The organism is Runella sp. SP2 (assembly GCF_003711225.1).
Classification (GTDB): Bacteria; Bacteroidota; Bacteroidia; order Cytophagales; family Spirosomataceae; genus Runella.
Genome location: NZ_CP031030.1, coordinates 5,209,119 through 5,235,839, shown reverse-complemented (window position 1 = coordinate 5,235,839; position 26,721 = coordinate 5,209,119). Strand labels below are relative to the sequence as shown.

The 26,721-nt window shown below is 45.9% G+C and carries 16 protein-coding genes; 15 read left to right on the top strand and 1 reads right to left on the bottom strand.

Annotation, left to right across the window (positions count from 1 at the left end; all coding sequences use genetic code 11):
• Window positions 1-93: 93 nt before the first annotated feature.
• The 14 genes from DTQ70_RS21065 to proB all read left to right on the top strand — a co-directional run bounded on the left by DTQ70_RS21065 (window position 94) and on the right by proB (window position 25,124).
• A complete protein-coding gene (locus tag DTQ70_RS21065; RefSeq protein WP_122932641.1) occupies window positions 94-636 on the top strand; it encodes an RNA polymerase sigma factor in 543 nt (180 codons plus the stop codon).
• A gap of 423 nt (window positions 637-1,059) precedes the next feature.
• Window positions 1,060-4,455: a SusC/RagA family TonB-linked outer membrane protein gene (locus tag DTQ70_RS21060; protein WP_122932640.1), complete on the top strand. Its 3,396-nt coding sequence runs from the start codon at window positions 1,060-1,062 to the stop codon at window positions 4,453-4,455.
• Window positions 4,456-4,484: 29 nt separating this feature from the next.
• Window positions 4,485-6,128, top strand: a complete 1,644-nt coding sequence (locus DTQ70_RS21055) for a SusD/RagB family nutrient-binding outer membrane lipoprotein (protein ID WP_122932639.1) — start codon at window positions 4,485-4,487, stop codon at window positions 6,126-6,128.
• Between the two features lie 217 nt (window positions 6,129-6,345).
• The gene (locus DTQ70_RS21050; protein WP_122932638.1) at window positions 6,346-9,630 is read left to right on the top strand and encodes a SusC/RagA family TonB-linked outer membrane protein; all 3,285 of its coding nucleotides are present in this window, start codon (window positions 6,346-6,348) and stop codon (window positions 9,628-9,630) included.
• 23 nt (window positions 9,631-9,653) lie between these two features.
• Window positions 9,654-11,348 carry a SusD/RagB family nutrient-binding outer membrane lipoprotein gene (locus DTQ70_RS21045; protein WP_122932637.1) on the top strand — a complete coding sequence of 565 codons (1,695 nt, stop codon included), beginning with the start codon at window positions 9,654-9,656 and terminating at the stop codon, window positions 11,346-11,348.
• A gap of 185 nt (window positions 11,349-11,533) precedes the next feature.
• The gene (locus tag DTQ70_RS21040; RefSeq protein WP_122932636.1) at window positions 11,534-14,947 is read left to right on the top strand and encodes a SusC/RagA family TonB-linked outer membrane protein; all 3,414 of its coding nucleotides are present in this window, start codon (window positions 11,534-11,536) and stop codon (window positions 14,945-14,947) included.
• Between the two features lie 24 nt (window positions 14,948-14,971).
• Entirely contained in the window at window positions 14,972-16,609 is a 1,638-nt protein-coding gene (locus tag DTQ70_RS21035) for a SusD/RagB family nutrient-binding outer membrane lipoprotein (protein WP_122932635.1), read from the top strand.
• A gap of 142 nt (window positions 16,610-16,751) precedes the next feature.
• Complete coding sequence (locus DTQ70_RS21030; RefSeq protein WP_122932634.1) at window positions 16,752-18,005, top strand: hypothetical protein; 1,254 nt, start codon at window positions 16,752-16,754, stop codon at window positions 18,003-18,005.
• A gap of 12 nt (window positions 18,006-18,017) precedes the next feature.
• Window positions 18,018-18,869, top strand: coding sequence for a glycerophosphodiester phosphodiesterase family protein (locus DTQ70_RS21025; protein WP_229599981.1), 852 nt, complete (start codon window positions 18,018-18,020; stop codon window positions 18,867-18,869).
• Between the two features lie 28 nt (window positions 18,870-18,897).
• Window positions 18,898-20,256: a PhoPQ-activated pathogenicity-related family protein gene (locus tag DTQ70_RS21020; RefSeq protein ID WP_122932633.1), complete on the top strand. Its 1,359-nt coding sequence runs from the start codon at window positions 18,898-18,900 to the stop codon at window positions 20,254-20,256.
• 57 nt (window positions 20,257-20,313) lie between these two features.
• The gene (locus DTQ70_RS21015; RefSeq protein ID WP_122934505.1) at window positions 20,314-20,508 is read left to right on the top strand and encodes a hypothetical protein; all 195 of its coding nucleotides are present in this window, start codon (window positions 20,314-20,316) and stop codon (window positions 20,506-20,508) included.
• Between the two features lie 59 nt (window positions 20,509-20,567).
• Complete coding sequence (locus DTQ70_RS21010; protein ID WP_122932632.1) at window positions 20,568-22,211, top strand: glycerophosphodiester phosphodiesterase family protein; 1,644 nt, start codon at window positions 20,568-20,570, stop codon at window positions 22,209-22,211.
• Between the two features lie 69 nt (window positions 22,212-22,280).
• Entirely contained in the window at window positions 22,281-24,041 is a 1,761-nt protein-coding gene (locus tag DTQ70_RS21005; RefSeq protein ID WP_122932631.1) for a metallophosphoesterase family protein, read from the top strand.
• A 51-nt stretch (window positions 24,042-24,092) separates the two neighbouring features.
• On the top strand, window positions 24,093-25,124 hold the full coding sequence (gene proB, locus DTQ70_RS21000) for a glutamate 5-kinase (protein ID WP_122932630.1): 1,032 nt from the start codon (window positions 24,093-24,095) through the stop codon (window positions 25,122-25,124).
• Between the two features lie 92 nt (window positions 25,125-25,216).
• Here the strand turns inward: proB and DTQ70_RS20995 are convergent, their stop codons facing one another.
• Window positions 25,217-25,648, bottom strand: a complete 432-nt coding sequence (locus DTQ70_RS20995; protein ID WP_122932629.1) for an Hsp20/alpha crystallin family protein — start codon at window positions 25,646-25,648, stop codon at window positions 25,217-25,219.
• A gap of 203 nt (window positions 25,649-25,851) precedes the next feature.
• Here DTQ70_RS20995 and DTQ70_RS20990 point away from each other — a divergent pair, with 203 nt between their 5' ends.
• A complete protein-coding gene (locus DTQ70_RS20990) occupies window positions 25,852-26,706 on the top strand; it encodes a CPBP family intramembrane glutamic endopeptidase (protein ID WP_122932628.1) in 855 nt (284 codons plus the stop codon).
• Window positions 26,707-26,721 lie beyond the last annotated feature (15 nt).

The window sequence follows — 26,721 nt, the reverse complement described above, 5'->3', positions numbered from 1 at the left end:
TTGAGACGAAATCTTCTAACTGATGACGTATCTTTACTTCATAAATCCACAAACAGTTCTGTATCTCATTTCCTCCCAAAACCCTGAAAAACCATGGCTTGTATCAATGAATACGTCTTACGGAAAGTAATCCAAGGAGACGAACTCGCTTTTACTCAGTTGTATAATCACTACAAGACGCCAGCCACAAAATTTTGTGTTTCTCTGATCAAAGAAGAGGAAGAGGCGGAAAACATGGTACACGATGTTTTTATCAAAATTTGGGAGAAAAGAGGGCAAATTAACCCTGATCTGAATTTTAATTCTTATCTGTTTACGTGTCTTCGCAATTTGGCTTTCGATTATTTCAAAAAAGTAGAAAAGAATCAGACGTTGAGGCAAGAGTATTTTGACAGAATGGAAGAGGCGTACGAGGTAGCACCTGACACTGAAGAAGCTAAAATTGTGCTACTAAGGGCTGGGATTGAGGCGCTGTCGGAGAAAAGAAAGCAAATCTTAAAATTGAATGTGGAAGAAGGGAAATCGTATCAAGAAATCGCAGAATTGATGCGAATTTCAAAAAATACCGTTAAAAATCAGTTAGTTAAGGCAAAGCAGTTTTTACGAGAACGCGTTGATTTAGCAGCAGCACTCTAATTTTATTGGTTTATCGCACACTATTTCAGTGAAAAGCGAGGGCGGTGGAATATACTATCCACTGTCCTCGCTTTTTTGTGCTTTATTTTAAAAATTACACAAAAAGACATAAATATTAATCGTAATTTAATTCTATTTTAATTTTTGTTTAATTTGAATTAATAAATGAACGTGCTTTTTTAATTTTATAAAATGGAGTTATATAATTGATTATCAGTTGTATAATGGTGAATTATGTAGCTAGGTTCCTGAGCTGTAAGCAGCAAGTAGTGTCATTTTTTGCTTCTGTTTTTATTGAAAGTAAGTCAAATTAATTGACTAGAAACGAGATATAATTTTTAACCGCATTTTAATCTCGTTCTTTAGCCTACCCAATGAAGTAGGGGGTATTTATGGGTATAATCAATTAAACAACTTACTAAAATGAAGGACAACTCTACTATGGGGCGAATGCTGAAGCGAATCCTACTGACGACGATGGTTGTGAGCGGATGCTTCGCGATGGTTTGGGCACAAACCAGAACCATTACGGGGAAAATTACCTCGAAAGAAGACGGGAACGCTATGCCAGGTGTGAATATCGTCTTGAAAGGCACCCAGCGTGGTTCGAGCAGTAACGCAACGGGCAACTTTTCAATCGAAGTTCCAAACAACAATGCCGTACTGGTTTTTTCTTTTGTAGGCTACAAAACCCAAGAAATCCCAGTGGCTTCGCGTAGTATCATTGAAATAGCATTGGAGCCAGGCGCTGAAAGCCTCCAAGAGGTGGTGGTGACTGCCTTGGGCATTAACCGCGAAAAACGTTCATTGGCCTATTCGGTGGGAGAATTAAAATCAGAAGACATCGTGAAGGCATCTAACCCTAACTTGTTGAAAGCGCTGGACGGAAAAGTGAGCGGGGTTAATCTCACAAGCTTGAGTAGCGACCCCACTTCGTCGGTATTGGTGAACATTCGTGGGTCGTCGGCGATGCCTACCTTGAGCGATGCCAACGTTTCGTTGAAAAGTCAGCCTTTGTACGTCATCAACGGTGTGCCCGTAGGTACGCAGTCGTTTACCAACAAAGACGGGGTTGATTTTGGAAACATTCTTTCGCAACTGAACCCTGAAGACATCGCCTCGGTAACCATCCTGAAAGGTGGAAGTGCTGGTGCGCTTTACGGCGCTGAAGGTGGTAATGGGGTGATTATGATTACGACCAAATCGGGCGTGGGATTGAAAAAAGGAATTGGGGTGAGCTTCACATCGGCGGCAACGACCGAAAAAGCCTACCAGTTTTTCCCCGAACAAACGGTGTTTGGACAAGGAGAACGCGCTTATGAATGGCAATATGACAATACTGATACTTGGGGGCCAACTCTTGATGGAACATACAAAGCGGATTACTGGGACGTAGCGGCCAAGCAATGGAAAAACGGCCCAATGGTATCGTCGGGCGAAGACCGCGTGAAAGAATACCTACGAACAGGTAGTACACTGACCAACACCGTGGGAGTGACTGGCAACTACGATAAAGGTTCGTTCCGTTTTTCGATTTCGGACATGAACAACAGAGGCGTGATGCCTAACACCAAGACCGATCAGAAGTCGTTTACGTTGAATACCACTTACAATTTGACCAAAGACATTCGCGTATCGGTGAGCGGTAATTACATCAAAACGTTTACTCCCAACAAGGCGAACGTAACAGGTTCAAACAGTGTGTTAAACGATTTGTTGTTCAATTTACCGACTAACCTACAGCCACTTTCGCAAATGCGCGATTATTGGTTGACAGGTTTTGCGGGAGTTCGCCAAAACGGAGCCATTATGAAAGACAATGGTATCGACGTGGCTCAAAACAACCCTTGGTGGATTACCTACGAAAAAATCCACAAGTTTGCGCGAGACAATTACTTTGGCAAAGCGCAACTAGACTGGCAATTGTCGAAACCATTCTCTTTGATGCTCCGTACGGGTATGCAAAACGTAAGAGAAAACTATGAATTGCGCCAATCTTGGGGAGCAAAAGGTGATGCCTACGGACAATACGTCGTGGGCAACAACAACAGCATGGAAGCCAACACGGATGCGATTTTGACTTACAACAACACATTTGGCAAAATGAACTTGTCGGTGTCGGGTGGGGGTAACTACCGCTTTACCAATGCCAGTACGCTCGAAATCACGGGAGGAGATTTGAGTTCGCCTAACTTGTTTACGCTTGCCAACATCAAAGCAGGAACGCTGACGGTGAGTGGTACAAGTACCAACTTAGGTACAAACGTAGGCGCCCCTTATTTCAACGGAAAATCAGTAAGTGCGTACGGAACGGCGAACCTTAGCTACGACAACAAGTTGTTTTTGGAAGTAACGGGCCGCAACGATTGGAAAGGGGCGTACGCGCAAGAAAAAATCAGCTATTTCTATCCATCGGCTTCGTTGAGCTGGGTGGCTTCCGAATCATTTAAGTTGCCACAAGTGATTAACTATTTGAAAGCCCGCTTAAACTACGCCGACGTAGGAAACGGTTTGGTGCGTCGTCGTTCGATTGATACGTACAGTTTTGACGCCAGTCCTTGGGGTTCTATCAATACGGTTAGCTTGAATGCAACCATCGTTGACCCTGATTTGAAAGCGCAACACTCAATTTCTAAAGAAGCGGGTTTTGACCTTTGGATGTTTAGCAATCGCTTGAAACTTGATTTTACCTACTTCGTAAAAGACCAAAAAGACCAAATCGACAACATTCCGTTGGTACAAGGAACAGGTTATACGGGCTTGTTGACCAACATCGGCGACGTCCGCAACAAAGGGTTTGAGTGGGGATTGAACTTTACACCTATCAAAACCAAAGATTTCACATGGGATGTTTCGGCAAGTTTTACGCACTACAAAGCAACCATCACCCGCTTGTCTGACAAATTTGCGCCTGCAGGATATGTGTTTGCCAGCTACGATGGTAAAACAAAAGTGAAATTGGCCGAAGGCGAAGTAATCGGAAGTATCTACGAAGAAAACCCCATTTTGCGCGTAAAAACGGGTAAATACGCAGGGATGCCTTTGTTGGACAGCAAAGAAGGCAAAATCCAGAAATCAAGTGATGAGCGTGACCGTGGTAAACTCGGTAACTTCAACCCTGATTTTATCTTAGGCTTGAATACGACATTGAAGTACAAGCAATTTACGCTTGGGTTGGTAGGAAGCTTGCGTAAAGGAGGTAAGTACGTATCGGTAAACCAGCAGTATGCGGAATCGAACGGGCGCGCCATGACGACCTTGGGCTCGGGCGACAACAACCCTTGGTGGGTAGGTGGACGTGACGCGGCGCACGGTGGTTTGGTATGGCCTGCTGAAAATGCCAGCGACTATGCGGCCATCAACTCAAACAACAACGACAAACGCTCGGATTTCCAAGATGCTAGTTACGTAAAAGGCGTTTTCTTGAATCCCAACTACAAAGGAGATCCTGCCGCTGCTACTGACGCCGACTACATCGTAAATGGGGCAAATCCTAAAAATACGTTCTACGATTTTCCTTACAACGGCTACGGTGACATCATCTGGAACTTCTCAGCCACCAGAACGTACGATGCGACCAACTTCAAAATGAGAGAAATCACGTTGGCATACACATTGCCCAAAAACCTGACCTCTAAGTATAACCTCAACAACGTATCGTTGGCGTTTATTGGCCGTAATTTGTTCCAATGGAATGCCTCTGGCCGCAATGAAGACCCTGAGTCAGCTTTTACGGGGGTAGGTACCAACCAAGGTATTTTGAGAGCAACCTTGCCAGCGATTCGTTCGTACGGATTGAAGCTTTCTCTTGATTTTTAAGCATTTACTATCACTGTACAATCAAGAACATGAAATCATACATAAAAATTTTCGCATTCTCAGCCTTACTGACAGGAATAACAACGTCTTGCAGTGAAGATGAATTACGGGTAGTGGATACCGTACAGCAGCTCGACGCGGTAGAATCGGTCAACGACCCGTTCTTGTTGGCGTCAGTTATTAAGCAAACGTCGCTTTTCTACCAAAACATGGGCTTTGACAACCGCCGCCTTCCTAGTGCGGTGCAACACATGCAAAGCAACTACCAAAGCGGCGACAACTTCTATTCAGGATTTAAGTCGCCGATTGATGACATGTATTCGGCCATGAATATCCTTAAACTGATTGATGGTTCGATTGGTTTGGCCGATAAACGGGCGTCGAAAGTACACAAGGGTATTTTTATCACGTTTCGGGTGATGTTGTTTTCGTACATGACCGATTTCTACGGCGATGTGTATTATACCCAAGCTTTGAAAGCACGCGAGGGGATTTTATATCCCAAATACGATAAACAGTCGGATACCTATGCGGGCTTGTTGAAAGAGTTGGACGATGCTACAGCGCTGATGAACTCAGGCACAGAACCCATCGACAAAAGTTATGATTTGATGTTTGGCGGGGATAAAACCAAGTGGCTCAAATTCGCTAACTCGCTCAAATTACGCTTAATTATGCGTGCGTCGGGCAAATTGACGGATGCTGGTGCACGAATGACCGCCGTGCTTGCCTCTCCAGTCTTTACGGATGCCACCGAAAATGCCTCCATTGCCTACGTAGGAACAACGGCAGATAACTCGTGGAAAGGTGGTACAATTAATTGGGGCTCGGTCGATGAATTTAACAAACGTCGTCCTTGTAAAACATTGGTTGACAAGCTAGTAGAGTTAAAAGATCCGCGTTTGAATGTATGGGTAGCTCCCGTAGAAACTCCTTGGACTACCGATAAGTCGAAAGATGGACAAACGGTAACAACAACCGATGCCAACGGCTTTACTTATACTTCAAAGTGGGAGTATTTGGACGTAAACAATAAAGACATGGCCGCGCAAGTATCCAACATTACCGATACTGACAAGTTATACGTAGGATTTATTGCGGGGATGTTGAGCGACTGGAAAAACGGAAACGGGCACTACAATACCGCCGCAGGTGGGGTTGTGGGTAACTTTAAAGTTTCACAGTATTCGCAGTTGTTCCGCCAAAACAAGCATAATTTGCTCAAAGCCCAACTGATGAACAGCGACGAAGTGCAGTTCATTTTGGCCGAAGCTGCGGCTAAAGGTTTGATTTCGGGAAGTGCTGATACCTACTACCGCAAGGGCATCACCAACTCACTATTGCGTTGGGGCGTAAAACAAGCCGACGTGGATAAATACTTGGCACAAACCAGCATTGCTTTACCAGCTGATAAAGCAGGGCAGTTGGCCAAAATTGCAGAACAAAAATGGTTGGCTTTATTTACCGTTTCGACCGAAGCGTACTTGGATTTGCGTCGTACGGGCTTGCCAAATATCTTCAGTAATGGTCGCTTGACGGGTTATACATTCCCCGTTCGGTACCGCTATCCAGGCAATGAACTAGGGCAAAACCGCACGGCTTACGACTTGGGAGTAAGCACGTTATCTCCTGCAACAGATAACGAGTTTTCAAAAATGTGGTTATTGCAATAAACCAATTTATGTAGGTGAGATAGATTTTTTTATTCCTCACCTACATATTTTTTATGTGTATTTAAGTTGTTGATAATTAGGTGATTAAAATATTTTTTGTCTATAAACGTTAATCGAACCTTTCCTTTTCTTTACTAAAAAATAATAAATCTGCAATAGTCTGAATATTTGGTTAGTACGTACCATTGGTACTAACTAATCAAACTTAGCAGACTATATGAAACACTTTTTTCCTTTAGAACGGGTAACGAGGATGTTGCTTGTAATAGGATTGGTATGGGGAGGCCTCTGTACTTCAGTGTACGCCCAACTTAGAACCATCACAGGGAAAGTAACGACTGGCGAAGACGGTTCTGCCATGCCTGGCGTGAACGTCGTACTAAAGGGTACCCAAAAAGGGACCAGCACAAACGCATCAGGAAACTATTCAATCGAAGTAAACGGGGCAAATCCAGTACTCGTTTTTTCGTTTGTTGGGTATGATCCAACGGAAGTTGCGGTAGGAAACCGTAATATGATTGACGTAAAGTTAAACCCAGGTGCCGAAACACTTGGGGAAGTGGTCGTAACGGCCTTGGGTATCAAACGCGAAAAACGTGCCCTTGGCTACTCAGTAGGAGAGGTTGCAGGAAAGGATATTGTAAACGTACCGCAAGAAAACGTACTAAATGCGCTTTCAGGGCGCGTGGCTGGGGTACAAATCAACCAGACCAGTGGCGTTGGTTCGTCGGTTAGTATCGTCATTCGTGGGGCTAAATCATTGAGTAATGATAACCAACCACTTTTTGTGGTGGACGGTGTACCCATTGCCAACAGCTTGAACAACCTTCGCTCAATGGGTGACCGTAACAACGTTGACTATGGTAACGCCATCTCTGACCTTAACCCCGACGATGTAGAAAGTATTTCGGTCTTGAAAGGCCCAAGTGCAGCGGCATTGTACGGTTCACGCGCTGGAAACGGGGTGATTTTGATTACGACCAAGACGGGCAAAAAAGGTAAAGGCTTGGGTGTTTCTTTTTCTACCAGCAACGTCTTCGAGACACCTTATCGCTTCTTGGATTTTCATTACAAGTACGCCAACGGAAACCGCAATGCGCGCTTAGACGAAACGTCGGCGTATTGGGCTGGACCAGAGTTGGATAAAGGTATCTTGGCCGCGCAGTGGAATAGCCCATTGGATGCCAATGGTCAGAAAATTCCGACGGAGTTGAAGTCGTATAAAGACAACATGAAAAACTTCTTGGAAACGGGGATTACGACGACCAACAATTTGTCGATTTCGGGTTCGAGCGATAAGAGTACCTACCGCGTTTCGTACAACTACATGCAAAACAATGGCCCAATCCCTAACTCGGATTTGAAGCGCCATACCTTATCAGCGGCTGGTACTTACGATATTAGCAACAAAGTTAAACTTAGCACTAACCTAAACTTTGTTCGCTCCTTCTCTAAAAACCGCCCATCCACCGCCAACCGTGGTGCCAACCCACTCGAAGCCGTTTATCTTTGGCCACACGTTGATGTCAGAGAGCTTAAAAATTATTGGGTACCAGGCAACGAGCAAATTCGCCAGCTTTCTCCTTCAGCAAACGGTGACAACCCTTATTTCTTGGCGTACGGAATTAATAACGGTTTCAATCGTGACCGTGTGTATGGAAACATGAAGTTGGATTATAACATCACGCCAGAACTCTCGGCTTTTGCACGGGTATCGTACGATATGTTTACCGAAGACCGTGAAACCAAAATTCCTTGGAGCTACTCACGTGTAAGAAACGGAGGTTACTACTTGCAAGGAATTGGTCGCAATGAAACAAACACTGATTTCTTGTTGACCTACAAAAAAGCCATCAAATCGTTTGATTTGAGCGTGTCGGGTGGTGGAAACTACATGGTGCAAAACTACAAAGAAGACTACATGGGTGGTAGCATCCTGACTGTACCGGGCTTGTACCGTATCTCAAACATTCCGTTGGCGTCGTTGCAGGTAAGTAATGGAAGCAACAAGAAGGAGATTTATAGCTTGTACGGAATGGCATCGTTGGGCTATAAAAACATGCTTTACTTAGACCTAACAGCCCGTAACGACTGGTCGAGTACACTTCCTGCCGAAAACCGTTCGTATTTCTACCCATCGGCTTCGTTGAGCTGGTTGGCCAATTATACCTTTAGCTTACCAAAATCAATTTCATTGTTGAAATTCAGAGCAGGTTGGGCACAAGTGGGTAACGATGCCGCACCTTATCAGTTGGTACCAACGTTGGGTACAGGAACTTGGGGAAGCTTGATTACAACCAACGTGCCAGGGACGTTGTTGAACGCCCAATTGAAGCCAGAAATCGCTACTTCTACTGAGTTTGGTTTAGATTTTGGTTTGTTTGAAAACCGTATCCGTTTTGAAGGAACGTATTACTACGTAGAAAACAAAAACCAGATTTTGAGCATTACTACCCCTACTTCTTCAGGCTTTGGTAGCAAACTTATCAACGCAGGTTTGTTGGCAAGTAAAGGCTGGGAAATCAACCTCGGTGGTAGCCCAATCCGCGATAGAAATGGCTGGAACTTAGACGTGAATGTAAACTTTACTCGTAACCGTACACGTATCAAAGAGTTGACCGAGGGAATGGATTTCTATCAGCTTTGGGATGACAACAACGGTGGCGCATTTACGTACGTAGGACAAGAAATTGGCGACATCTATAGCCGTGGATATGCTACTGTTCAAGACCCTGCATCTCCCTATTATCGCTGGCCAATTTTGAGTAGAACAGGAAGTTGGATAGCCGTCAATGACCGTAATGCGCGTGAAAAAGTAGGGAATTTCAATCCTAAGTTTATCATGGGTATGCAGGCTACGCTTTCCTACAAGCGTTTCTCATTGGCCGCTAGTTTTGATGCACGTATTGGCGGTAACTTCCAATCTTACACTTATCGCTACGGTGAGTCTGATTGGAAATCGCAACGTCAAATTAATAACCTAATTCCTGGTGGATTGTACTCAGAAGCAGAACTTGTTGCGCTTCTTAAATCTGATCCTGAAAAATACATCATTCCTGAAAACGGAAACTTCCCACGGGTAGGTGGCTATACCAAAGCAACGGGTGGCATGGGTGCTGACGGTGACGGAGCATTTGTTCCTGGAGTAATCTTGAACGCAGATGGGTCTTACACAGAACACTTAGGAGGAGCAGGAACCAACATTTTCCCAATTTCAAACACGTATCCTTGGAGCTTTAATAAGCAAATTACGTTTGATGCTTCTTTCTTGAAAATGAGAGAGTTGTCGTTGAGTTATAATATTCCTAACATCGGTGGTTTCCGCAATGCAAGCATTTCAGTTTTCACCCGTAACCTCATGCTTTGGAACGCTGCAAAAATCGGAATCGACCCTGAAAGAGCTTTCCAAGCAGATGGCGGCCGTTTCAGACAAGGTATCGAGTTGCAAAACGTAATGCCTTGGACGATGCCAATCGGGTTTAAGTTAAACTTCAATTTGTAATCAACTAACATTCATAGCGTACGATGAAAATGTTAAAAATCTTATCAAAATCGGCGTTGGCCTTGGCAATTGTGGTTGCCTCGTCGTGTAGCGATCGTTTGACAGAAACAAACGTGAACCCTAACGGGATTGACCCAGCTACTGCCAACCCCAACCTAATGATGCCTGAGGTAATGAACTCGGCGGCAAGGGCCTATCTGGAACTTGGCTACGGCGACGTAGCAGGGGTAGCCCAGCACATCCAACACGACGGCTGGTTTAGTGGCGTCAACCACTATGACTGGGGCCCGCAAGATTGGAGCGGCTGGTACAACATGCTCCGTAACAACGAGTTTATGTATAAGCGTTCGGTTGCGCTCAACTACAAGTTCCACCAGGGCGTGGCGCTGACAATGCGCTCGTTTATCTTTGGGGTTATCACGGATTTGTGGGGAGATGCTCCTTATACATCGGCCGTAAAAGGAGATCAATCTGATGAGTTGTTGAAACCTGCTTTTGATAGCCAAGAAGTAATTTACAAAGGAATTATCGCTGATTTGAAGGCGGCTTCTGAGCTTTTTGGAACAAAAGATGCGACGGGTTATACGACAGGTTATGATTTGTTTTATGCAGGAAATCCTACCTCGTGGCAGAAATTTGCCAATACGTTGTTGTTGCGTTATTACATGCGTGTTTCTGACAAAATGCCTGCAGAAGCAAAAGCTGGAATCGAAGCGATTTATAGTTCAGGTATTTACATCAAAACCCAAGCAGAAGATGCCACCATGGCTTACATCGGTGCTACTGCTGGTAACGCATGGCCTGGCGCGGTAGCTTTTGACCAAGAGCAGTCAAACTTTAGAAGAAAGAAACCAGCACAGGCGTTTGTAAACGCACTTGTGTCAACGGGCGACCCTCGTTTGAAAGTATGGCTTGCCCCAGTTCACGTTCGCTGGGTGGCTGACGAAACGTTGACAACGGATGTTGATAAGTTTATCCGTAAAGATGGAGTGATTCAACAAGGTGTGAGCTATTTGACTGATTTAGTGCTACTTGCCGAAGTAAAAAAAGGAGTAAAATACACGCGTCATTACAATCCTAAGTTATACAAAGGAACATTGGATACGGGTGAGTATGTGGGTGTACCTGCAGGGCTTATCCAACCTGATACGTACAACAACAACCCAACGCCTGGCCAAACTGTACAAAACCAGCACGTATCTCAGTTGGCTGAAATTTACCGTGGAAGCAGCGGTGGATTGTTGAAAGCGCGTTTGGCATCATCGGCAGAAGCGTCGTTTATTTTGGCCGAAGCAGCTTTGAAAGGCTGGTCGGTAGGAACTGCTCAGTCACACTACAATGCAGGTATCAAAAATTCTCTTGAAACTTGGGGAGTAGGTTCGCAGTATGATGCGTTTATAGCTAAACAAGGTGTTGCATTTAACAATACTTTGGCGCAAGTGATGGAGCAAAAGTGGCTTGCCAACTGGACAATGGCAACCGAAGCGTGGTTTGATTACCGCCGTACAGGTTTGCCAGCGTTGAAAGCAGGGCCTGCTTCTGCCGAACCAGTGGTAGCGGTGCGTTTCAATTACGGAGACAATGAAGTAAACTTCAACCGTACTAATGCTGACGCAGCTATCAATAAATTAGAGGTAACAAAACATTCTGGTTTAAGAGGAAAAAATAGCCAATGGTCGAAACCTTGGGTTCTTCAAGGGACGAATAAGCCTTGGTAATTTTTTGGGTTAGTTGAACAAAAAAAGGGCAGAACATTTCTGCCCTTTTTTTTATCTAAATGTTTCCAAAATGGCTTTTATGTTACTTTATTTCAATTAGTTGTAAAAAAAGGCGGGTAGGGATAGCCCTTTTGGGGTTGGCATACGTAAAAGGGAATAGTACAACTACTTAACCAATTAATGACATGATTGAAAACTCTACACTTTCCCAAATGCTGAGGTGTTTGGGAATGATGATGTTGGTAGTAGGGCTATGTATTTCCAAAACCGTAGCTCAAACAAGAACCGTCAGTGGAAAAATTACGTCCAAAGAAGACGGTGCTCCCATGCCAGGAGTCAATGTAATCCTAAAAGGTACTCAGAAAGGTTCGACCAGTAACGCCACTGGAACGTACAGCATCGAAGTCAGCGGGGCCAATCCCACGCTGGTATTTTCGTTTGTCGGTTATGATGCTTCAGAAGTACTCGTCGGCAACCGAAATGTGGTGGACATTGTACTTACCCCTGGGATTGAAAACCTGAAAGAGGTGGTCGTGACTGCCTTGGGTATCAAGCGCGAAGAAAAATCGCTGGGGTATTCTGTGGGTAAAATCGACAGCAAAGACCTGAACCGCGTGGCCCAAGAAAACGTCTTAAATGCCATGGCAGGAAAAGTAGCGGGCGTTACCATCAGCTCAACGGGCGGTACGGGGTCATCAGTTAGTATGGTGATTCGCGGTGCTACTTCGTTGAGTAGCGACAACCAGCCTTTGTTTGTGGTCGATGGGGTTCCGTTGGCCAACACCCTCAACAACATTAGCCAAGTCGGAAACGATAACCGAGCCGACTTCGGGAATTCTATTTCGAGCCTTAACCCCGACGATATCGAAAGTGTGTCGATTTTGAAAGGGCCAAGTGCGGCAGCGTTGTATGGTTCGCGGGCGGGGAACGGCGTAGTGCTCATTACCACAAAAAGCGGTTCTAAAGCCAAAAAAATGACGGTTTCGATTACTTCTAATACGGTTTTTGACAAACCATTTAAGTATTTGAAATGGCAAACTCAGTTTGGAACAGGGCAGTTTTCGGCCATTCCACCCTCCATCAGTGGTACACCTTTGAGTAATCCATTTGGAGGTTTGATTCAAGAAAACGTTGCGGCTACTTACGGCGCAGCTTTGGACAAAGGCTACGAAGAAGTACAATGGAACAGCCCCATTGGCGCCGATGGGAAGCCCATGAAAATGCCGCTCGTGTCGCACCCAAATAACGTTAGGAACTTTGTTCAAACAGGGGTGACTACCACCAACGGCGTCTCGATTGCCAACAGCACCGACATGTTTAACTACCGCTTGTCGTATTCAAATATGCAGCACAAGGGCATTGTCCCCAATTCTGATTTGTTTAGAAATACCATCAACTTAAATACATCGGTCAAAGTAAGCGACAAACTGCGGGTGAGTACCAACTTAGATTTGAGCCGCTCCAACTCAAACAACCGCCCCGCAGGAAACCGAGGTGCCAACCCGCTCCAATGGGCGTATGCCGTGTCGCCGCATACAGATATCCGTGACTTAGAAAATTATTGGCTGCCAGGGCAAGAAGGGTTGCAGCAGCGCTCGCAGTTCAAAGGCATTTGGAATAACCCGTACTTCTTAGCTTACGAAGTAAACAATAGTTTTGTGCGCGACCGTGCGTTTGGAAACATCAGAGCAGAATGGCAGATTACGCCCGAAATTAGTTTGATGGGCCGCTATGCCATAGATACTTACAACGAAAAACGCGAAATGAAAGTAGCCAATAGCTACACCAACGACCCGCGTGGCGCGTACGGAATCATCAACATCGCCAATTTTGAAAGCAATGCCGATTTCTTGGCGACTTACAAGAAAGACATAAAAGACTTCAGCTTGTCGTTTTCGGTGGGTGGAAATGCCCGTTACCAAAAAGGCTCAAACGTCACCAATGCCACCAAAAGCGGGACAGGCTTGATTGTGCCAGGGGTTTATACCATCCAAAACATTGCCCCTGCCAACCTTGACTATAACAGTTCGTGGTTTCAAAGAGCTATTTATAGTGGCTACGGATTGGCAAACATTGGGTACAAAGACATGGTGTTTTTGGACGTAACTGCCCGCAACGACTGGTCAAGTACGCTCCCAGCGGCCAACCGCTCGTATTTCTATCCATCGGCTTCGTTGAGCTTGTTGGTGAATGAAATGCTTCCGTTGACCAACCAAATCAGTATGTTGAAACTTCGTACAGGATTTGCGCAAGTGGGTAACGATGCCAACCCGTACCAATTGCTCGGAACACTAGGTAACGCAGGTACTTGGGATGGTGTGCCGCGCCTCAGCACGCCAGGTACGCTCCTAATTTCTGACCTCAAACCAGAAATCGTAACGTCGTACGAAAGTGGTATTGATCTCAATTTGTTCAAAAATCGTTTGCGCTTCTCTGGTACTTACTACATGGTAGAAAACCGCAACCAGATTCTAAGTACCAAACTTCCGCCGTCGTCGGGTTATACCCTTAAAAACATCAATGCAGGACTATTGGTGAGCAAAGGATTTGAATTTGTGTTGGGTGGAACACCCATCGACCGCAACAACTGGCGCTGGGACATCAATGCCAACTGGACCCGCAACCGTACAACTATCAAGCAACTTTCGGATGACTTGCCTTACTATACCCTCTGGACCGATGCCAAAGGAGGTGCTTGGACGTACGTAGGTGACGAAATTGGGGATATTTATGACGCCAAGGTAGTGACGGTTGAAAACAAAGAATCGCCCTATTATGGCTATCCTATTTTGGATCAAACGGGCAAGTGGCAGTCAATTGATGCCATCAATACCAAAAACAAAATCGGGAACTTCAACCCCAAATTTGTCATGGGCTTGCAGACCTCGATTTCGTACAAAGGCTTTAGCTTGAGTATGTCGTTCGACTGGCGTAATGGTGGCGACTTTGTTTCGCAGACGTATCGCTTTGGGGAAGAAAACGGACAGTCGCAGTTATTTTTGGATAAATTATTCAATCCTAACGGGTTGACAGGCAAAGCCCTGCGCGATTATTTGGTGGCAAACCAAGACAAAATGGTGCTTATCAACGGTAACAATTTTCCGTTGGTGGGAGGACCAACGCCTGATTATGGCGGTTATCCGTTTAAGTATGGCCCTTATACCCTTCCCCACGGAGGAGTGTTTATTCCTGGGGTAGTGGCAACGGGCTACGATGCCAACGGTAATCCAACAGGTTTCAAGGAAAATTTAGGAGAAACAGGGACGTTGATTCTACCATTTGCAGGAAGTACCGCTTGGTCGTTTACGAGAGCATTTTTGTACGATGCGTCTTTCCTCAAGATGCGTGAAATTACGCTTGGGTATGACTTGCCACAGAGTTGGTTGAAAAAAGTGGGTGTACAAAGCGCCAACTTCTCAGTTTATAGCCGTAACATTATTCTCTGGACAGCGGCCAAAATCAACATCGACCCAGAAATGGCATTCCAGCAGGAGTCGAGTGTACAAGGCGGTGGAAGTCAGTTTAAACAAGGTATCGAGCGTTATAACGTCAATCCTTGGGTTATTCCAGTAGGTTTCAAATTGGGTCTCACATTCTAAGAAAACATAAACAACATTAAGGCAATGAAAATCAAGAACTTTAAATCAACTTGCTTGGTGCTTTTGTTTTCTTGTACGGTATTTTCTTGTAAAGATTTAACTGTACTCAACGAAAACCCCAACGGCGTCAATCCTGCCAATGCCAATCCAAACTTGGTGTTATCAACCGTTTTGACAGAAAGCGGAAAGGCGTTTGTCAACTTGGGCTACCAAGACATTGCGGGCGTGATGCAGCATACCCAAAAAGACGGCTGGAGTGGTGGCCACAACGAGTATGATTGGGGTGGAAGCCAAAGCTGGGCAGGGTATTATGATATTTTGCGTAACAACCAATACGTCTATGACCGTGCCATCGCTGTCAATTCAGAGTTACATCAAGGTATCGCGCTGGTGATGAAATCTATGATGTTTGGGTTGATTACCGACCTTTGGGGGGATGCGCCCTATACTTCGGCCTTAAAAGGAGCTGATGGCGGCGCTGCCAATACGTTTCCTTCGTACGATTCGCAAGAGTCGATTTACACGGGAATTTTGGCCGACCTTGAGAAAGCAAACACAATGCTCTCCAAAAATGCGACGGACTATCCCGTAACTGTTGGTACAGCCGATGTCTATTATGCAGGAGCGCCTGCTAAATGGCGTAAGTTAGCCAACTCTTTGGCGTTGCGTTATTACATGCGCATTTCGAGCAAAAAACCTGATGTAGCCAAAGCAGGCATTGAAAAAATTGTAGGAAATGCGACGCAGTATCCCATCATTACGGCCATTGCTGACGACTGCGCCATGCCTTTTGCGGGAAATAGCAACGACGATTCTTGGCCAGCAAATGCCATTTATGACGCCAGTGAGAGCAACTACCGTCGTATCAAAATGGCGGCTACGTTTGTAGATAGATTGTTAGCCATCAAAGACCCGCGCCTGGGAGTTTGGGCCAATAAAGTAAAAATTCAGTTGGTAGTGGATCCCTCTTTGCCTAAGGGAACGGACAAAATTGACGGCAACAAACGCTATTTGTCGCCCGATAAAGTGGCTGGAAAAGACTATAATACCAACGAATACGTAGGGCTGCCAACGGCCATTGTGGGGGGCGCTTCGTATAACCTCAGCCCAACCGCCGAACAAGCGGCAAACAACCCACACGTATCGTGGTTAAACGATATTTACAAACAAGCCAAAGGAACACTTTTGAAGTCGCGTTTGATGTCAGCCGCCGAAGTACGTTTTATTTTGGCCGAAGCTGCGCTGAAAGGCTGGGCGGTAGGCGATGCCAAAACGCATTATGAAGCAGGAGTAAAAGCCTCTTTAGATACTTGGGGCGTAGGAAGCAGCTATGCTACTTACATCGCAGGAGATGGGGTAAAATACGATGGAACGTTGAAACAAATCATTGAGCAAAAATGGATTTCGAGTTGGACAGCAGCGCAAGAAGCGTGGTTTGATTACCGCAGAACAGGCTTCCCTGCGTTGGTAGCAGGGCCACAAGCCAAGCGCAAAGTATTGCCAGTTCGGTTTTTCTACATGCTCGACGAACGTAATTTGAACAAAGTGAACGCCGAAAGTGCGATGAGTAAACTAGAACAAACGGAGTTTTCGGCGGCAGATGGTAAAAATAGTCCATGGTCAAAGCCATGGGTAGCCCAAGGAACAAGCAAACCTTGGTAAGAATAAGAGTTGAAGAGAATAAAAAAAGGTGGAAAACTTTCCACCTTTTTTGCCCTCTTAGTGAGGAGGGTTGCTCCCAACCCGATAAGCGAAACACCATCAACTTTAAACCCAAAATAGGAAACCCCAAACAGAGACCAGCATGAAAAAACGAATAATACTTGGCGTAATCGCTTGGAGTTGGTTGGCAGTGGCGAGCATAGCGCAGGAGCTGCGCGTGGGAGCGGCGTTGCGGGTCATCACGCCCAGTCCACTGCTTCCTGCCTCGGGAGGAATAGGTACGCCTAAACCTACCACGGAGAAAAAAGGTGATTTATTTGCCCGCGTGATGGTACTCGAAAAAGGCGGAACGCGCGTGGCAATCGTGGGCGTCGATAACCTTGGCTGGTCGTCGGTGTTGGGCAACAAATCGCGGGCGCTCATCAAAGGCATTCCTCCCGAAAATGTGTTGATTGGCTGCACCCACACCCACAGTGGCCCCGATGCGTACGCATTTCCTGACCAGATGGGCAAATCGTCGGCGGATTTGAAGTACTTGGACGACTGTGTCAAAAAAATCGCCGATGCCGTCAATGAGGCTGTTTCAAAATTGGAACCTGCCACGCTGAAAATCGCGGTGGGGGAAGCCAAAGGTCAAATTGCGTACAACTACTACGCTCCGCAATTGTACGATCCGCGTTGTGGCGTGATTCAGGCGACCAATAAACAAGGTAAAACGATTGCGACGTTGGTCAACTACGCCATCCACCCCGAAATCATTGGGTCAGGAAGAGGAATTATGAGTCCCGATATGTGCGGACCGTTGTACGATCGTATCGAATCAAAAGTGGGCGGAATAGCCTTGTTTATGAACAGTGCCCAAGGAGGAATGGTCACGGCTGATAACCGTCGCGAGTCGAACAACGAAGCCAATATTTGGGAAGAATGTATCCGAATCGGCGAGCTGCTGGCCGACGAAGCCCTGCGCATTGTTACTCCCGCCCCGACCCTCGATAATGCTTCGCTGTACTGCACGGCGCGCACGGTAGAGTTTCCCGTAGAGTCTGAATTGATGCGTTATATTTTAAAAAACTCACCCCTCAAACACCCCAACGCCAAAGACGCCAGCGTGAGTACGCAGGTGAATTTATTGAACATTGGCCCTGCCCAAATCCTGACCATTCCAGGAGAAGCCTTGCCCAATATTGGCTATTACTTAAAGCGAAACATGAACACCAAATTGCCGTTTTTGTTTGGCCTTACCAACGACGCCTTTGGGTACATGCTCACCAAAGTGGATTTCAATAGTTTCAAACGCTATGAGTACGTGAGTCGAACCAGTTTGGGAGAAATGACTGCTGAAATTTATATGGAACAAGCCTTAAAACTCGTCAAAGAGAGCCCAAAGGCGCAATAATTGAACGATAAAATGATGAAAAAACAGTGGCTCTGGTGGAGTATAATGGGGTTGTCGATAGGGACGGCTTGGGGACAACGAAACGTCAAAGACATCAAAAAAGATTTCTTGAACCCCAAATCGAATACCGTACTGGTAGCCTCGCACCGAGCAGCGCACAACCAATTTCCCGAAAACTCCATTCCCGCCATCAAAGAAGCGATACGGCTAGGGGTAGATATTTTGGAGATTGATGTAAAAGTAACTTCCGATGGTGTACCCGTCATTATGCACGACGCGACCATCAATCGCACCACGACGGGCAAGGGAAAGTTAGAAGAAATGACCTTTGCGCAGCTCAATCAGCTTTTTTTGATTGAAAATGGCAAAGCAACCGCTGAAAAAATCCCGACGCTGGAAGAAGCGCTTTTGCTGGCTAAAGGCCATATTTTGGTCGATTTGGATCTAAAAACTGATAAAATGGACGCGGTTTTGGAGGTAATACGAAAAACCAAAACCGAAGATATTGTTATTTTCTTTGATAGTGATTACGAAATCCTGAAGTACGTTGACAAGAAAAACAAACGCTACATGTTGATGCCACGGGCGCATTCGCTGGCCGAAGCCGATTCGGCCATTGTGTTGTTTCAGCCCGAAATCGTCCACATCGACTTCTCGTTTTATACCCCCGAAGTGGTCGAAACCATCAAAAAGCACAAATCTCGAGTGTGGATAAATGCACTGGGATCTGTAGATGCGGCGCTTCGCGCAGGAAAAACCGACGAAGCGCTGGGGCAGCTTCTCAAACACGGAGCCAACGTGGTGCAAACCGACGAGCCCGAGTTGTTGTTGAAATTGCTCAAAGAACGAAAAATTCATTTGTAACCCTAAAAATCCTCTATCTCCAATCATCATGCGTAAGCCATTTTTTAAACTCTTTTTGATAGCAGCCATCGTTTGGGTGGCTACGCCGCTTCTTCGGGCCCAACAAGCAAACGTTACCCCCGAAACTGCCCTAAAAAGTTACATCAACAACGGTGACGATACCTTTACGTGGGAATTGAAAGACTCGTTTCCGATGGGCGACGTGACGGGCTATAACCTTCTCTTGACTTCCCAAAAATGGCGAGGAATTACGTGGCGTCACCAGCTTACGGTCTTTGTTCCCAAAGAAAATACCCACGATGGCGCGCTGTTGTTTATCACGGGTGGTTCCAATAAAGACGAGCAGCCCAACTGGAGCACCAAAGACAAACTTTGGTTGCCCTTGGCAGGAATTTCGTCCAAAAATAAAGCCATTGTAGTGTTGTTGAAACAAGCACCTAACCAACCACTTTACGGCAAATTGACCGAAGATGCGCTCATTTCTTATACCTTACACAACTTCAAAAAGGACGGCGATTATACCTGGCCGTTGTTGTTTCCGATGGTGAAAAGCGCGGTGAAAGCTATGGACGCTGTACAAGCATTTTCAAAACAAAAACTTAACCACGAGGTTAATAGCTTTGTAGTAACAGGCGCTTCAAAACGTGGGTGGACAACGTGGCTCTCGGCGGCTATTGATGATGCACGCGTGAAAGCCATCGGGCCAATGGTGATTGACATGCTCAACATGCCTGCAACGCTTGATTATCAGCTTAAAAGCTACGGTGAGTATAGCGTTCAAATTGAAGATTACGTAAAGTTGGAGATTCCTCAAACGGCGAATACGCCCAAAGGAGCCGCCATTACGACCATGATTGACCCATATTCGTACCGTGCAAAGTTGACAGTGCCTAAAATCATTTTCATTGGTACCAACGACGAATACTGGACGGTGGACGCCATCAAACATTACTATGACCAGATTCCTGGACAAAACATGATTCACTACGTACCCAACGCTGGGCACGATTTGGGCGGCGGAGCGCAAGTACTGGAAGCGCTGAGTGCCTTTTTTGGAACGACCATCAACAACCGCGCGTATCCAACCCCTAAATGGAAGGCGTCGTCGAGCCGTAAAGGCGTGAAATTGAGTATAAATACGGCAAGCGATGGTTTAATAGACGCGATTGTTTGGTCGGCAACTTCGGCAGACAAAGATTTTAGAAACGAGAAGTGGACAAGTCAGTCGTTGGGAGTGTCGAATGCCGCCAAAATTAAGTTAAAAGAAAACTACCCAAGCAGCGGCTACAAAGCGTTTTACGTTGACTTAAAATACAAAAACCCCGAAGGAGGTACCTATACTGTAAGTACCCGTGTATTCCTGACAGACCAGAAAAAGGTGCTTTAAAATAGTCTTTTGGGGCGGCTTTAGCGTACATTAGATATACTTTATAAACAAATGACCATGGAACGCTCCCGTCCAGAGTACCTAGTCGGCAAACTACTGAGCAACAACTTGTCGAGAGAGGAATTTGACGAATTGTTGGCAGGACTGGGAGAAACAGAAATGTCTCCAGAGTACTCTGGTATTCTGGAAGAGTATTTCAACAAGCTCATGTCAGAACATGATGTCAGAACTCCTTTACAACTCAGAAGTTAATTTGTACCGAGTATATCCCACCATTGTTACGTAATTCTGCTCACACGCTTACTACTTTTATGAACTATTTACAAAGGTATGTGATATTACTACTTGTCGCCTTACTTTGCGTTTTTAAGGGAGCTGCCCAAACGGCTCCCGTACTTCCTGCGGCAAAAAATAAATTGGTGGTGATTGCTCACCGAGGCAACCACATTAATGTTCCCGAAAATAGCTTGGCATCTTACGAAGAAGCCATCAAAAGTGGAGCCGATTATGTTGAAATTGACCTTAGGACAAGCAAAGATGGTATTTTGATGATTCACCACGATGTGACCGTTGACCGCATGACCAATGGTCAAGGCAACGTAGCGGACAAAACGTGGGCCGAACTTCAATCACTTCAACTCAAAAATCCCAAAGCCGACGACCCAACGGCCTACCGAATCCCTGAGTTTCGGGAGGTGTTGCGTTTGTGCAAAAACCGCATTCATATTTACCTCGATTTTAAAAATGCCGACGTGGCCGAAACCTGGAAACAGATTCAGGCGGAGGGAATGGAAAATCAAGTAGTTGTCTATTTAAACAAAGTACCCGACTACAAAAAATGGCGGAGCGTGGCTCCTCAAATGCCGTTGATGACGAGCTTGTTTGACGAGGTAAAAAACAAAGACCAACTGAGGTATTTTCTGGGACAAGTCAAAATTGAGGCGCTCGATAACATCTACGACAAAGAAATGGTGCAAGCCGCCCAAAGCGAGGGCGTAAGCGTTTGGCTAGATGTTCAAAGCCCTTCGGAAGGCCAAGAGGCGTGGAACAATGCGCTTCAGAAGGGCGTCAACGGCATTCAAACCGACCAGCCCGAAGCATTGGTAAAATATTTAACGACCAACGGATGGCGAAATGGACTGAGCCAAAATGCGGCTCCGTTGCCTAAGAAACCAAGCTATCAGTCGCTGTTGGATGTACCGTATGGCGATGCCGAAGGAAAACAGAATTTGCTTGATGCGTTTTATCCCGATAATCACAATAGCAACACCAAGTTGATTGTCTATATCCACGGAGGGTCGTGGAGCCGAGGAGATAAAAGCGAGTTTCCCAAACAGTTGCTTGAAGAGCTGGTCGGGAATCGGGGTTATATGGTAGTTTCTATCAATTATCGTTTGGTAAAAGATGGTCAAAACCTTTTTCCTGCTCAAATTGAAGACGTCAAAAAAGCACTTGAATTTCTGTCGAGCAAGGCAAAACGGTACGGTTTTAACGGCAACGAATTTGCCCTCATGGGCGGCAGCGCAGGAGCGCATTTGGCGATGCTGTACGCCTACAAACACGACGCCAAAAAACAGGTAAAAACCGTCGTCAACTTGTGGGGACCTACCGACTTGACGGACAAAACCATCCGCCCCGACGGCAGCGATGCCGACAATACCGTCATTCGCTTTCTGGGAACGCCCGACCACAAAGCCCAAATCTGCGTGGATGCAAGTCCGTTATTACATTTGACCAAAGAAACAGCGGTGCCCACCATTTCTTTTCACGGGGTTGAAGACCCGTTGGTGCACGTCAGTCAGGCCGAAAATCTCCATAAAAAACTACAGTCGCTGGGAACACTTTCGCAGTTAGAACTTTACCCAAAAGAAAAACACGGGATGAGTGCTTCGGCGGCGGTAGATGTGTTTTCAAAAATGGTTGCTTGGCTCGAAAAGCAGTATCCTGCGAAGTAGGAAATTGTACCTTCCCGAAAGTTTAAAACTTTCGGGAAGATATAGATAAGTTTTAATTAATTGATTTTTATGCAATTACGTTTTCTCACACCATTCATTTTTCTCGCTTTTTTTACGTTCAAAATCCAAGCCCAAACCACGGTCAAAGAAGTGCTCGACGGCGCGGTGACGCGCTTGTACCAACAATTGACTCCCGCTCAGTTAGACACAATTTCGGACGAATACATCCTTGGCTTTTTGTCGGCAAAAGAACGCCAAATTTTAGCAACGCGCTACTGGACGTTTGAGGTGAACGTCCCCGTGGTGGTTTCACTCATGCGCGACCAAGCCCAGAAAGTTCCTCCGTTTTGGTTGGTGAAAAGTGGTTTCCAAAAAACTACCATGCAAGTCAAAAACGAAGAATATACCTACGAAGTTTGGCAAAAGAAGTTTAACAAGGGAATTGTTCAGTTGGGAATAAACGGATTCGACAAACACCGTCCTGTGTATTTTATCAGCGTAGGTCCTCAAAAAAAGGGTGAGAAAGTAAAGATTTCGCGGGTATCGCCAGCCAATCAACAGTTCTACGAAATGAAAGTAGGCGCATTTACTTACCACGATTGGGACGATTTGGTACTGGAAGAAGTCCCTGAAGCATTGAAAGGCCAAATACTCTTTACGACGATTCGGGGACGGGCGCGGGAAGCCCATTTAAAAAACGCATTTCGACAGACGCCTTACCCGTCGCAGTCGCATCCTGACCAAGTAGTGCTCAACCTCAGCGGCGATCCCAAAACGACGATGGACGTGCAGTGGCGCACGCGACCTAACGTAACAAAAGGGCAAGTAATTTACTGGAAAGCCCAAACAACAGATACGCTGCGGACAGAAGCCTCAATGATAACGATTGAAGACCGACTTCTTCGCAACGACCGTTACATCAATCATTTTTCGGCGCATTTGAGAGGATTGCAACCCGCCACTACGTATCACTATCGCGTAGGTTCGGCGAGCGGTGGCTGGTCGGATGTGGCGTCGTTTAAAACCCAAGCTGCGACACCCGAGGGCTTTTCGTTCATTTGGTTTGGCGATACCCACAAGTCGCCCGATTGGGGAGCAATGGCGCAAAAAACGTTAGCCCGCCACCCCGAAATTTCGTTTTATTCTATTATCGGAGATTTGGTCAGTACGGGCCTGAACCGCGACGAATGGGACGAGTTTTTTCATCATTCAGGCAATGTTTTGAGTTACAAGCCGCTGATGCCCATTCCAGGCAACCACGATAGCCAAGACGGCCTTGGGGCGGCGATGTACCAACAACTTTTTAGCTTACCTACCAACGGGCCTGCACAGTTGCCCAAAGAGCGTACGTATTCGTTTGAGTACCAAAATGCCCTTTTTGTGATGATTGACGGGACGTTTTTGAACCACGAACAAACGGCTTGGATAGAACAGCAGTTGGCCAATTCAAAAGCCAAATGGAAGTTTGTGATGCTGCATTTTCCACCCTATAATTTTGAAGAAGACTATTCGCAAATCCGCAAAGAGTGGGGCGTTCTTTTTGACCGTTACCACGTGGACATGGTCATGAGCGGGCACGTGCATTATTACATGCGCAGCAAACCCATGAAAGCCGAAAAAATAGTAGAAAGTCCCCAAAATGGGACGATTTATACCATTTCCATTAGCATCCCGAGTCACCACAAAGAATGGCCAGAGGAGCCGTATGCGGCGGCGCGTTTTCAAAGCGGCCCTGTGTATCAGCACATCCGCATCGACGGCAACCGCTTAGTGTATCGTTGCCTCGACCCTGACGGGAAGGTAAAAGATGAATTGACGATTGAAAAGTAGTGTACTCTTTGGGTCAGCCTTTGTACCTTTGCCGCAAAGATTACGAGTTGTATGTCAAAGCCCATCTTAGTTTTAAAATTCGGAAGTGCAGCTATCACCAAAGCAAACGGAGAACTCAATCAGCTTGTGATGGTGGAAATTGCCCGTCAAGTAGCGCAGTTATACACCGACTACCACGTCGTTATTGTGTCGTCGGGGGCCGTGGCGGCGGGGAAACAGTACATCCGCAGCTACGCGGGAGAAATCACCCAACGCAAAGCAGCGGCGGCCATCGGTAACTTATTGTTGTTGAACAAATACGCGCAGTTTTTCTCGCCTTACGACATTCCCGTGGCGCAAAGCCTGTGCGAACGGGGGCACTTTGCCAACCGCGACCAGTTTTTGCAAATGAAAGACACTTTTCAAGAACTGTGGGAAAACGGCATCATTCCAATCGTCAACGAAAACGACGTGGTCAGTAGCCACGAGCTAAAGTTTTCGGACAACGACGAACTCGCTACCCTCATTGCCGTTGGATTTGGGGCAGATACCCTGATGCTTTGTACGTCGGTAGGAGGTTTGTTGGATGATAAAGGCCAAGTGATTCCACGCGTGTCGCAGGTCAATGACGTGTTTCAGTTTGTGCGAAGCGATAAATCAAGTGTAGGCTTAGGAGGAATGACGTCGAAACTGACGTTTGCCAAGTTGGCGACGCGTATGGGGATTCGTACCATTATTTTTGGAATGAACGAACCCGATGGGATTTTGCACGCGATTCGTGAAGAAACAGGAACCGTTTTTGCTCCTCAAGACAATAGCCTTTCGGCGCGTAATCGCTGGTTAGGAAGTGGGAGTTTGGTCGCAGGTCGTATTACTATCGACGACGGCGCTGCGCAAGCCCTTCAAAATCGGAAAAGCCTTTTGGCCGTTGGGATTAAAAACGTAGCGGGCGATTTTGAAGCGGGCGAAGTGGTGGAGCTACTCAATTCGGAAGGAAACTTGGTGGCAGTGGCCAAAGCCCGTGAATCTTCGGTGGTGATTGTCCAAAATCTACGTACCCAAAACTTTGAAGTCGCCAATGCCAACGATATAGTCTTGTTATAAAAAAACGTCGGGGTATGAGTACCCCGACGCACATTCTCATTTGTGGCTTAGCCTGTGAGTTGGGGTACTCATACCCCAACCTACAGACTTACTTACGCAATTTCAATCAAGCGAGGAGTTTTCTTCGCTTCTTCTTTTTTAGGAAGCTCTACGTTCAATACCCCGTCGGTATAAGTAGCCGCGATTTTTTCGCCGTCGATGGTATTGGGCAAAGTGAAAGAGCGGCGGAAGCTGTTAAAGCTGAACTCTTTGCGCGTATATTTTTCGGTGGTTTCTTCGCTTTTTTGCTCTTTTTGAGCCGAAATGCTCAGTACATTGTTTTCTAAGTTGATTTTAAAATCTTCCTTCTTCAAACCTGGAGCAGCTACCTCAAGTCGGAATCCGCTTTCGCCTTCAACGATGTTTACGGCAGGGACACCGTAGTTTGTCAAGTTAGCGGGAGCAAAAAGCTCGTTAAAATCTTTTCCGAATACGTTGCCGAACAAAGTGGGGAAGTTGCCGTTGGTTTTTACTAAAGTTGCCATGGTTGCTAGTAGTTTTAAGTTTTTATGTTGTTTGTAATTGAGTTGTGCTAGTTATTGACTTTTTTTACTGCATCAACGCCTTACTAAGGTCAAATCCTGTACCATGCGATTTTTTTGATAATTTTAATGACAAAATGTCGCAATTAGTGGAATTTTCATTTATTATTAATGACAAAATGTCTTAAATTGCTATAAATACTCCTATGCTTCCACTTCAACCCAACTCTTTTATTGACGCTTCTAAGCAAGGCGACAACCGCCTTGGCCTTTACGTAGCGGTTTTTTTGCTGGTAGTTATTGCCAACGTCGTTGGGTCTATCCCAGGCGCTTGGGCGATGGTAGAACTGCGCTCAAACGAGCTATCTTTGCCAATTTACTTGGTAATGGCGTTGGTTTTTTTATCCTTCGTCGTAGCCTTGGGCACACTTTGGTTTTGTGTTCAGTACATTCACAAGCGTTCACCGTTTACGATGATTGTTCCTTCGGGGCAAGTCAACTGGAAACGTGTAGTGGCGTCGGGTGGGCTGTGGCTTGGCTGTTCCGTAGCCGTGGAGCTAGTTACTTACTTGCTTTTTCCTGATAAATACCGTTTGAGCCTCAACTGGTCGGAGTTTTTGCCATCGTTGATTGTGGGGCTGCTTTTTATTCCTTTTCAAACCTCTTTTGAGGAATTGTTTTTTCGGGGGTATTTGATGCAGGGCATTGGTTCTTGGAATTTTTGGGTAGGAGTAACCATTCCCGCTATCTTGTTTGGATTGGCGCACAGTTTCAACGATGAGGTAGAGGCGGCAGGTTCATTGGGCATTGCCATGATTTACTACATTGGCGTAGGGGTATTTTTTGGCCTTCTTACGGTGTATGACCGAAGCCTGGAGCTGCCTTTGGGGGTTCATGCGGCCAATAACCTGTACGCATTTTTGGTGGTGGGTTATCCGAGTAGTTCTATTCCTACAGCGACTATTTGGATGATGAACGAGCTCAATTTTCCCCTGATGATTGGGCAATGGTTACTGACGTTAGGACTGTATCTTTTGTTGCGCAAACGATTAGTGAAGTGAGTTCGGTTTTCGGTT